Annotated in this window: 10 protein-coding genes; 4 read left to right on the plus strand and 6 right to left on the minus strand. The window is 29.8% G+C overall.

The genetic code is table 11. The features are described 5' to 3' along the window. Positions 1-162 precede the first annotated feature (162 nt). Positions 163-1724 (minus strand): IS3 family transposase gene (locus tag LGK95_RS20840; protein WP_226126828.1). Its coding sequence is split into 2 segments (ribosomal slippage): positions 163-1067 and positions 1067-1724, totalling 1563 coding nucleotides; the frame shifts between segments, so codons are not numbered across the junction. Positions 1725-1938: 214 nt separating this feature from the next. Here LGK95_RS20840 and LGK95_RS20845 point away from each other — a divergent pair. Then, positions 1939-2235, plus strand: coding sequence for a hypothetical protein (locus LGK95_RS20845; protein ID WP_226126829.1), 297 nt, complete (start codon positions 1939-1941; stop codon positions 2233-2235). Positions 2236-2402: 167 nt separating this feature from the next. Here LGK95_RS20845 and LGK95_RS20850 read toward each other — a convergent pair whose 3' ends face one another. From LGK95_RS20850 to LGK95_RS20870, 5 genes are all read right to left on the minus strand, one after another. Continuing rightward, complete coding sequence (locus LGK95_RS20850) at positions 2403-3011, minus strand: dienelactone hydrolase family protein (protein ID WP_226126831.1); 609 nt, start codon at positions 3009-3011, stop codon at positions 2403-2405. 71 nt (positions 3012-3082) lie between these two features. Then, positions 3083-3730 (minus strand): class I SAM-dependent methyltransferase, encoded by a 648-nt coding sequence (locus LGK95_RS20855; protein ID WP_226126833.1) that lies wholly within the window; start codon positions 3728-3730, stop codon positions 3083-3085. 145 nt (positions 3731-3875) lie between these two features. Further along, positions 3876-4241, minus strand: a complete 366-nt coding sequence (locus LGK95_RS20860) for a VOC family protein (protein ID WP_226126835.1) — start codon at positions 4239-4241, stop codon at positions 3876-3878. Positions 4242-4565: 324 nt separating this feature from the next. Further along, positions 4566-5069: a GNAT family N-acetyltransferase gene (locus tag LGK95_RS20865; protein ID WP_226126837.1), complete on the minus strand. Its 504-nt coding sequence runs from the start codon at positions 5067-5069 to the stop codon at positions 4566-4568. A 107-nt stretch (positions 5070-5176) separates the two neighbouring features. Continuing rightward, complete coding sequence (locus LGK95_RS20870) at positions 5177-5767, minus strand: recombinase family protein (protein ID WP_226126838.1); 591 nt, start codon at positions 5765-5767, stop codon at positions 5177-5179. 266 nt (positions 5768-6033) lie between these two features. On the opposite strand from LGK95_RS20870, the gene LGK95_RS22975 reads away from it, so the two are divergent. The 3 genes from LGK95_RS22975 (at position 6034) to LGK95_RS20885 (ending at position 10760) form a co-directional block, all read left to right on the plus strand. Then, entirely contained in the window at positions 6034-6501 is a 468-nt protein-coding gene (locus LGK95_RS22975) for a DUF4158 domain-containing protein (RefSeq protein ID WP_226126840.1), read from the plus strand. Next, positions 6437-8335 carry a Tn3 family transposase gene (locus LGK95_RS20880; RefSeq protein ID WP_226126841.1) on the plus strand — a complete coding sequence of 633 codons (1899 nt, stop codon included), beginning with the start codon at positions 6437-6439 and terminating at the stop codon, positions 8333-8335. Before LGK95_RS22975 ends, LGK95_RS20880 begins: the two co-directional genes overlap by 65 nt. A gap of 388 nt (positions 8336-8723) precedes the next feature. Next, positions 8724-10760, plus strand: coding sequence for a DUF4357 domain-containing protein (locus LGK95_RS20885; RefSeq protein WP_226126843.1), 2037 nt, complete (start codon positions 8724-8726; stop codon positions 10758-10760). Positions 10761-11058 lie beyond the last annotated feature (298 nt).

Here is an 11058-nt window from a genome sequence, read left to right on the forward strand (position 1 = left end):
AATTTTACAGCAATTAATTAACTAAGCATTTTTCTTATATGTCGACACAAGTAAACCCATATCATTATGGGTTTACTTTATTAAGTGCGTATTGATATTCTGAATGTAACACAATACTGAACTGCACCCTGTCAAGTGGACAGTGTAAATAATAAAAATTGCTTAAGCGGCTAACGCCCTAAATTCCAAAGGACTAAGGCCGTTTAATTTTTTCTGTAATCTCTTAGTATTGTAAAAAACAATATATTTATCAATTGCCTTAGATAGCTCTTCATATGAACTATATTTGTGTAAGTAGTATTCTTCACACTTGAGAATACCCCAAAAGCCTTCCATAGGCCCATTATCGATGCATTTACCAACTCGTGACATACTTTGCGTCATTCCTGCAGCATCCAATTTTTCTTTAAATTCATTGGAGGTATACTGGTAACCTCGATCAGTATGAATCATTGGATTTACACAAGGATAGGCTTTTAGGACTATATCTAGATTTTTAAATACAAGACGGTTGTTGTTAGAATGTCCAAGTACATATCCAACAATAGAGTTGTCGTGCAGATCCAGTATGGCACTTAGATAAGCTTTACTGGAGTTACCATACTTGAATTCAGTAACGTCTGTAAGCCACTTCTGATTTAATTTATCAGCAGTAAATTTCCGATTCAAAATGTTCTCTGATACTTGCTGTGGATTAGATTTAACGTAACGTTTCTTTTTTCTACGGATAACCGATTGTAGCCTGGAGAGCCTCATAAGTCGGTAAATACGTTTATAGTTATAATTTTTCTTTAACTTACGATTCAAGTTCATCGTTATTCTTCTATAACCGTAAATTCCATTTACTTTCTTATAAATTTTAATAATCTCTTTCATCAATATCTTATTTTCAGACACTAGTACAGACCCTTCATGCGTTAACCACTTATAGTATGAAGAACGTGGAATTATTGCTAATTTACATAACAAAGAGATAGAAAATTCTTCTTTTTTATGAAGTTGTGAAATTGTAATATACTTGTCCTCTTGCCTTGTACGCCTTAAGTACGCCTCCTTTCGAGTTCCTCCAATTTTTTTAAAAATGCATTTTCCGCCCTTAATCTTTCATTTTCTACTTTCAATTTCTTCATTGAAAGTTTTGCTCTGTCTTCAAGTGTTAGTTCCTCTTCAGGCTTTTTCCTGCCTCGCCTATCCTTCAATGCATTTTCACTGCCAGCTTCATATTTTTTAACCCATTGATATACTTGCTCGTAGGATACTTTATAAACATCAGCAGCTTGCTTATAGTCGTTGTTTTGAGCAATACAGTAATATACAATTTCAATTCTTTCTTTCAAAGAAGTAACTCTTCCATTTGTCATAGATTGGCTCATTCCCTTCGGTGTTGCCTTTATTTCTCTATGACCATTATACTTGTTTGTCCATCTTTGCAGTACCGATATGTTCGATATTTTATATTTATTCACAACTTCCCTCTGTGAAAATTTCCCTGATAAGTAGTCTTTTACAGCCAGTTCCTTTAGTTCCTTTGAATATCTTTTGAATGTTTCCGATTCTTTTAATCTATCTATTCCATATTTACTATAGTTGTATCTCCAATTATATAAAGTTACTCTATTGATCCTATACTTACTAGCAATCTCCTTCATTGTTCCAATTCCATTATCATATTCATTTAAAATTGCATACTTTTCTTCTGTTGTATATTTAGTTCTTCTAGACATAAAAATGCTCCCCTTTCTAGTAACAGATTTTTATTATTTAATCTGTCTACTTTAAGGGGAGCATATCATACCAATTGAGTTACATTCACATTGAGGCTATTATCCATTACGAAAAAATTGTAAATATACTTAATTTATGGTAATCGTGTTATAGTTAAATATATATTTTATGGCGAAGTAAAGATTTATAAATAATATGAAAAGGAGTATTTGAATGAAAAATAGAAATGAATTATTGAAAACTTATATTCCAATTGTAATTTTTGGATTTCTCTGCTTAACAAGTGTAGGTTTGACTAATGTTGTTGGCTTAAGCTTAACTATTCTTTTTTCAATATTGTATTTATTTATTGAAAACAAAAGGAACAAAGGGAAAATGGAGGACATCGGTTTTATTCCCAAAAACATTTTATCTGATATAAAAAAATATTGGTGGTTAATTTTGATTCCTGTTGTTTCGGGTATTGTATCAATTAGTTTGTTTAAATTTGTCCTACCAGAGGTCTACTAGGTACGGGCATCAAAACGCGGAAATTATACGCTAAGGATTTAAAAATCATCAAATTCTTAATTTTTATACTCTAAAAGGGTTCACAATGGTTATCGTAAGTGATTAAAATAAGAAAGGCGTATCACCTTGTTAGTGTGTCCTTTAGGAATATTGTAAAATAACAAGCCCTATGAAGAAACATAATTTATCTTCTTTAAAAAGTTATCTACTAGCCTTCCTGATTCTTCAAATGATTGTGTACAGTAATTCTTAGAAAATGGGTCACTAAACCCATGTTTACCGCTTAATGTATAAATATCAATATCCCATTTTTTTAAATAATCAACTAATTTTCGCACGTTAAAAGAGTTCTCTTCGGTCGGGAAAATCAGTAAAACTGGACATTTGGGAGTGATATCCATATAGTCTCTAATCCGTGACCCATAGTACCCTATGATACCATCACACATAATATCCTCATCGCTACATAACCATGCAATTGTTGCACCTATACTATAGCCTAATACATATACGTACGTATATTGCTTTTTTGCTTGTATTATTAGCTGTTTTACTTGCTTAAATGCTAAATCGAAGCCTATCTTATTTATGAAATGATGATAGGCTTCGTCTTGTTGATCGTAATTAAAAGGATGATTTAGATTAATTAAATTAGGGCAAATAATATCATATCCAGCTATAGAAAACTTCTCACAGACCAACTTAATATGCTGATTAATACCATATATTTCATGTAACACTATGATTACAGAATTAGAATTATTTATAATATTCATATAGGCCTCCCTAAAGTAATTAAGCTAACTTTTATTGTTGCATATTTTCCTACTAATTCGCACTAATTGCATTACTTGATATTTTCACCCAAATAAACAAATCCATTTGATTTATTACCATTCATCGTTGTATATGTAACTGTTTCTAACTTTATATTATTAAAGTCTGATATGATTGACTTTATCCAATTTAAATCATGATGTCTAAGTACAGCACCCTCTGGCAATTCAAAAACACCATATTTGTCATATTTATCTTCATATACCTTATATCTTTTTACATTTCTTTCGTCTGTATTTAACAGAAAATCATTTATATATAAGATCCCATTTGGCTTTAACACTCTTTTTATTTCATTCATAAGGAAGATCTGTTCATCATCATTAACTATACAGGTTAATACAGCAAATAAAATTATTGAGTCAAAGTTGTTATCTTCATAAGGTATCTTTTTATCTTCTTTCATTTTTAAATTTAACCAAGGAAATTGTTCTTTACCTCTTTCAATCATTTTATTAGAAAAATCTATTCCACATAAGTTTTTATATCCTTTGGAATATAATTCATTTAATGTTCTTCCATAGCCACAGCCAACATCTAAAATTTTATCTTCTTCCTGTACAAATTGAGAAAATAATTTAAGTTGAAAAGGTGTTGTGAATTCTTTATTAGCAGCTGCCATATTCCAATACTCTTTTTGATTTTCTTTTAAACTCATTACTAATTTCCCTCTTTCACATATTTAGTTTACTTTATTCTACAGTTGCATTTCCCATTGGTTCGATAGAGATTATAAATTAATTATTAACCAGTAGCTTTAAAAGAGCATTTATTTTCTTGATGTGATGCGCATTATAAGAATGTTATTTGTTAGTTTTTTTATGTTCTACATATTCAACTATAGCTCCATCTAAATGTTTTACAGTCATATTCATTCCGGTTGGAACTACTTTTAAATCTCTTATAACTGTTGCTCCGTTATTTAACAAAAAATCTTTGAATTCAATAATAGAATCCACTAAAAATGTTGCTTTAGTATGTTTAAAAGGCTTTAATGCTTCATCAGAACCACTTATAATTAAAATATTTCCTACTTGTGCTAATTCTAAATTTGCTTCAGAATATTTAAATCTCATATTACATTTTTCATTTAATATTTTTTCATAAAAGTTTATTGACTGTTCAATATCATGTACATAAAATCGATTTAAAATTTGTTTTATTTTCATTGCAATCCTCCTAATAAAATTATTCATATAACTATTAACTTATTATACTATTTTTACAATATGTTTTGTTATATCGGAGATAAAAAGCATTTAATATAATTGGGACGGAGAAAAGTTAAATGTCGTGAAAAAAATAAATTTCACGGCATTTGTTAAACCTATATAACTAGCCTATACCCGCATTCTACCTTTTATGTATGTCAGTATATCCTATTTTTACTGCATAATTGGTGTCTAATTGAGAATATTCACTGCTTTTATGCACTATTTATCACGTTATGTTACACTTTTCCATTGATCATATTTCTCTATTTCACTATAATTTCACTTAGATAATTCTTTTTCATAACAATAGAAATCACCTTTTCTAAAGGTTACAATTCCTCTCTTATCATATCCTGATTGCTCGTACATTCTACAGGCCCGAATATTTTGTATAAATGCATCCAATCTTATTGACTCATATTTTTGCTCATATCCAAGATTCTCTGAAAATTTAATTAACATCCTTGCTATTCCTTTTCCTTGATAGTTTGGATGGACACATAAGCGATGGATGATTAATTGCCTATCTGAATTATATTTCCATTCAATAGATTTATAAGCTGTGTCTTGATGCTCATTTAATACAATAATTCCTTGAATCATATCTGATTCATTAACAGAAACATAGATGTTATTTTCATTAATATCATTGAGTATTACTTCATCACTTGGATATACATCATCCCATTGATGAATTCCTCTTGCTTCCATATCTTTTACAGCATTTTTGATAACATTCATTATTTCCATAATATCTTCGATCTTACCAATTCTAATTGTCATGTATTAACTCCTTCCTCATTAAATAACCGTCTCTAATCCTTAAACGTCAAGCAGCTGTTATCACCGAATTAACTAATATGTATATATTACCACTAGATTTTTTAGGGTTAGACTCTCTGAAGTATTTTTAAACTATTAGTTTTACTTATTTCTTCTATTGATTTGTATAAAGTTGGCTTTGAAATATCAAACATGCTGCAAATATCTTTGACAGTTGTTTTCTTTTGTTGATATAGTTCATAAATAGCTTTCTTTTTAGTAATATCTAGCTTTGGTTTCCTTCCACCAACTTTTCCCCTTGTTCTTGCAGAAGCTAAACCTTCTTTTGTCCTTTCACTTATGAGGTCTCTTTCAAATTGGCTAATTCCTGCCATAAAAGTAAACATCAATTTACCTTGAGGTGTAGTAGTATCTAACCAACTTTCTTTTAAGCTCTTAATATTAGCACCATTCTTTTCAATTTGTTCCACCAGGTTAAATAAATCCTTTGTACTTCTGCTTAATCTTGTAAGATCTGATATTAATATAACATCACCTTTTCTTAATTTACCTAATAACCTATTTAATTCAGGTCTATCTGCTTTAGTTCCTGTAATCTTCTCCTGAATTATTTCTTCAGCTCCTGCTAACTTTAAAGCATCAAGCTGCCTATCCAAACTTTGTTCCATTGTACTTACTCTTGCATATCCAAATATCATTTACATCACCCTTTACCCCTTTTACTTATGTTTATAGTAAACTAAACGGTTATAATTGTAAATAAGTTTACTTTGATTTATTTACTGAGTTTATTTACCTTGTAAATGGCTCATATTTGTTATTATAAAACAAGAAGAATAAAGTAAATTAAACGGTCGTTTGATTTACTTTATTAGTTGATATCACTTACGATATAATAAATATCAGATAGTTCTGATATTTACGAATGTTTTTTTAATAATATATGAAAAGAGGTAGATATTAAATGGCACTACGTGGTGGGGAAATTCTAACAAAAGAACAGAGATTAGAATACACAAGAATAACTGATGATTTAAGTGAAGAAGAAATCGCTGCATATTACACATTATCAAGTTCAGATCTAGAAATTGTTAATCACCACAGGAGGGACCATAATCGGTTAGGCTTCGCATTACAACTATGCGTATTAAGGTACACCGGTTGGCCATTGTCAATTGTTAAAGATATCCCTTTAGATATTTTAAATTACGTCGCAGATCAAATTAATGTTGACCACAATGTCTATCAATTGTATCGACAGCGTGAAGCCACAGGACAAGAACATATGGAAGAAATCCGTAAACAGTATGGATATGAAACTTATGGTAAACTGCAAGCTTCTATTTTATCTGAAATGCTATTAAATTGTGCATTGGAAAACGGTAATTCTATCATCAGGACAGGAGGCAGAGAAACTTGCAAGGCCTATTGACTATGATTACATAGATTTAATCAAAAACAAATATTCAAATTTAAGAAAATATACTCCGGCTCTACTTAAATATCTTGAATTTAGAGCTACAAAATCAAATGAGCCTTTGCTGGAGGCTATAGCCCTATTGAATAAACTTAATGATGTTAAAAAGAGAACTATTCCGAATGATGCACCAGTTGATTTTATACCAAACAGATGGAATAAATATGTTTTTGAAAAAGATGGTACAATTAACCGCCGTTATTATGAAATGGCTATTCTTACAGAATTAAAAAGCAATATACGTTCCGGCAATATCTCTGTTGTTGGTAGTAGAAGACATAAAGATTTTGATGAATACTTGGTATCAAAAGAAGAATGGGCATTAATCAAACAAAACGGTACAAAGCTTACTGTAAGTAATAACTATGAAGAATATATTCAAGAAAGAAAAGATACTCTCTTACAGCGCATCAAATGGGTTAATGAAAATGTACAAACTCTTGAAGGGGTAAGCCTTCTGAATGGTGAAATACATGTAAAAAGGCTTGAAAAAAACACTCCTGAAGAAGCAAAAGATTATAGTAAATCAATTTATAAAATGCTACCAAAAATAAAACTTACTAATTTACTAATTGAAGTTGCAAGCTGGACAAAATTTGATGATCAATTCACTCATGCATCAACAGGTAAATCTCCCAATGACGATGAAAAAGATATAATTATGGCTACATTAATTGCGATGGGTACAAATATTGGACTTAGTAAAATGGCTGATTCTACAGATGACATAACTTACTACCAGATGGCCAATACTGGACAGTGGCGGTTATATGATGATGCTTTAAGCAGGGCACAGTCTACTCTGGTAAACTTTCTGCATAAATTATCATTACCTTATTATTGGGGTGATGGTAGCACTTCATCCAGTGATGGTATGCGTGTGCAAATAGGTGTATCTTCACTTCATGCTGAACACAATCCTCATTATGGATCAGGAAAAGGAGCAACTATATACCGTTTTATTAGTGACCAGTATTCTGCATTTTACGCGAAGGTAATTAACACTAATACCAGGGATGCGGTACACGTAATTGATGGTTTACTGCATCATGAAACTGACCTCCAGATTAAAGAACATTACACAGATACAGCCGGTTTTACTGAACAAACCTTTGGTTTATGCCATTTACTAGGTTTTAGATTTGCCCCAAGACTAAGAGATATATCTGATGTAAAGTTATACTCATTTAACAAGCCTTCTGATTATCCAAAACTTGAAAATATTATTAAAATAAAAGTAAATACTAAAATTATTAAAGACAACTACGATGATGTTTTAAAACTAGCTCACTCTATCCGGGAAGGAAAAGTATCTGCCTCTCTTATTATGGGTAAAATTGGTTCATACTCACGCCAAAATAGTTTAGCTTTAGCTCTCAAAGAAATGGGTCGCATTGAAAAAACTATTTTCATCCTTGATTATATTTCTAATGAGGAATTACGGAGAAGGATTCAAAAAGGATTAAATAAAGGTGAAGCTGCTAATGCATTGGCAAGAGCTATATTTTTTGCTAAACGAGGAGAGTTTCATGAAAGAGATCTTCAGGATCAGATGCAACGAGCAAGTGTACTTAATATTTTGATGAACGCAATAACTGTTTGGAATACCGTTTATTTAGGTAAGGCTATTGAATATCTTAGAGAAAGAAATGAACTTAATGAAGATTTGTTAAGCCATGTTTCACCTTTGAATTGGGAACATATAAACCTATATGGTCATTACAGTTTTGATAAGAAAAATATCACAACTCTTGATAGTTTGAGACCTTTAAATATAAAATTTGAATAATATATGCACTATTAACTCATAACTTAGGGGGCAGGCCTTAGAGTATAAAAAACAGAGGTTTTATGGTTTTTAAATCCTTAGAGTATAATTTCCGCGTTTTGATGCCTGCTCCCCTGTATGTAATCAAATAAAAAATACTGACCTAATTTCCGAATTACTTCAAGGATCAATTAATTTTACCGAATTCGGAAAGCAATTTTATAGAGTTTGTATTGAATAAAATAAGGCACCCTTTTGGGTGCCTTATTTTAGTATGTCGTGAAAACACCGTAATACGAACTTTTTGTTTATTTTATGAGATAAGCTAGTTTGGTAAATATGCTTGTTAGATAATGAATTTAAATTATGGTATAATTAACAATTATAAGGTTGTTGGGAGAGGATAAAAATGGAGGCTAAGCAGAAGCAAATAATTGAATTTCTTTCGACTACAAATACTCAGTTTACAATACCAGTATATCAAAGAAATTATAATTGGGAAGAAAAGCAGTGTTCTATATTATTAGAAGATATAATAAAAGTTTCAGAGAGTGAAAATATCCCCTCTCATTTTCTTGGAAGTATAGTTTATCTTTATGAGGGAGTTTATACTATAGGAAAAAAAGAATTTAGTATAATTGACGGTCAACAGAGACTTACTACAATAACACTTTTACTGTGTGTGATTTATCATAAGACAAAAAAATTAGGAAATACCAAAGTTGCTGATATGATATATGAAAGATATCTTACCGATAAGTATATAATAGACGAAGATAAATTTAAGTTAATACCTCCAGGTAAAAATTTGAAAATATTTAAGAAAATATTAGATGAAAAATTTGAAGAAATACAAGAGGATGAGAAAGAGAATAATTTTATTAATAATTATAGATTTTTTGATAAAGAGATAATGTCCTTAGAGACTATTGATAAAATTATTATAGGGATACAAAAACTTATTTATGTTGATATAGCATTAGAGATGGGTAAGGATGACCCACAGAAAATATTTGAAAGCTTAAATTCAACAGGACTTGATCTTTCACAAGGGGATCTTATTAGAAATTTTATTCTTATGAATCTTAAAAGGGAAGAGCAAAATAGAATATATGAGGATTACTGGATTCCATTAGAAGAAAATACTAAAATACTTAAAAAAAATACGGTTAAAATTCAAATTTCTGAATTTATGAGAGATTTCCTTACCTTAGAATTCGGGAAAATACCTAATCAATCAAAGGTCTATGAGGACTTTAAAAATAACTATGAATATATAAACTTTGATAAACTTGAAGAAGAATTGAAAAAGATAAGAGATTACTCTTCTATTTATTCGATTATATTAAACCCTAAAAAGGAAAAGGATTTGGATCTAAGAGATCAATTTAGATATCTTAAATCCTTAGATCAAAGTGTTATAAATCCATTTATAATGGGAATTTATAAAGATTATAGAAATGGTAGTATTGATAAAAAAATTCTAATTCAAATAATGGAGCTTATTCAAAATTATATTTTGAGAAGGTATATTTGTGGTGAACCAACAAATGCCTTAAATAAGATTTTTATGAACCTTTATTCTAAAATTAAAAAAGATGACTATTATGTTTCTATTGAAACATATATTTTAAAACAAAACTTTCCAGATGATAAAAAATTAAAAGATGATATAAAACTTAAACCACTTTATAAAGATAGAGAAAAGCTTTTGTATTTATTTGAGAAAATAGAGAATTACGGACATAATGAGTTGGTGGATGTTTATAGTGAAAACATAACAATCGAACATATATTTCCTCAAAAACCAGAAAAGAAATGGAGGAGTATACTGTCTGATACTGAATTTGAGAAAATGTTATCACTTAAAGATACTATCGCCAACCTTACGCTAACAGGTAGTAATAGTAATTTAGGTAACAAAGTCTTTATTGAAAAGAGAGATATGCCAATTAGAGGATATAAGGATAGTAAGCTATTTTTAAATAAGTGGCTAAGTAAGCAAACAGAATGGAATCTAAATAAAATGGATGAGAGATTTAATGAAATCTTTAGTATGATAATTAAGATTTGGAAAAGCCCCAAAATTGATGTAGATGGAAGTGTAAGCGACAATATTTTTTACTGTCAAGGCGTTAGGGGACAGGGTAAAGGAAATCTAATTGATGATAAGTTTATAATTCTCAAAGGTAGTAGAGCAAGTAAATTTTTATCTGATTCAATTAAAGTATCTAATAGTAATATTATAGAAAAGCTAATTAAAAATGCGATATTAAAGGAAGAAGAAGAATTTTATACATTCATTGCTGATTATACAGTAAATTCACCAAGTGCAGCAGCTAAACTTATACTAGGGAGAAGTGCTAATGGATGGACTGAATGGAGAACTTATGAAGGCGATGTTCTTGATAGTTTTAGGGAAAAAGAACCTTATGTAACAAAATAGAATCTAATAGATATCATTAATATAGGTATATTAATGATATCTATTAGTATTATTGATTCAATATAGCTATTATTCGAAAATATACTCTAAGCTCTAGACTATTCGGCTTTTACTAACAAACCATTAATATAAACTATTTTCAGAATTGAAAAAACATTCAAGGTAACACTTTATTATGTTGAATGTTTTTCTTTATTTTGTAAGCTGATTTCTGTCTTCCATTTGAGGAGGTTCTTCCATCCATTTATGTTTAATCATGATTTTTCCACCCTCTTTTGAAAAATCAAATATATCCTTT

The organism is Clostridium algoriphilum (assembly GCF_020443705.1).
GTDB classification, from domain to species: Bacteria; Bacillota; Clostridia; order Clostridiales; family Clostridiaceae; genus Clostridium_AD; species Clostridium_AD algoriphilum.

What these genes read in the sequence shown, in the direction of transcription:
- LGK95_RS20865 (WP_226126837.1), bottom strand. Translation starts at nt 5,069, where the DNA reads ATGACAATTAGAATTGGTAAGATCGAAGATATTATGGAAATAATGAAT.
- LGK95_RS22975 (WP_226126840.1), top strand. Translation starts at nt 6,034, where the DNA reads ATGGCACTACGTGGTGGGGAAATTCTAACAAAAGAACAGAGATTAGAA.
- LGK95_RS20860 (WP_226126835.1), bottom strand. Translation starts at nt 4,241, where the DNA reads ATGAAAATAAAACAAATTTTAAATCGATTTTATGTACATGATATTGAA.
- LGK95_RS20845 (WP_226126829.1), top strand. Translation starts at nt 1,939, where the DNA reads ATGAAAAATAGAAATGAATTATTGAAAACTTATATTCCAATTGTAATT.
- LGK95_RS20885 (WP_226126843.1), top strand. Translation starts at nt 8,724, where the DNA reads ATGGAGGCTAAGCAGAAGCAAATAATTGAATTTCTTTCGACTACAAAT.
- LGK95_RS20850 (WP_226126831.1), bottom strand. Translation starts at nt 3,011, where the DNA reads ATGAATATTATAAATAATTCTAATTCTGTAATCATAGTGTTACATGAA.
- LGK95_RS20855 (WP_226126833.1), bottom strand. Translation starts at nt 3,730, where the DNA reads ATGAGTTTAAAAGAAAATCAAAAAGAGTATTGGAATATGGCAGCTGCT.
- LGK95_RS20870 (WP_226126838.1), bottom strand. Translation starts at nt 5,767, where the DNA reads ATGATATTTGGATATGCAAGAGTAAGTACAATGGAACAAAGTTTGGAT.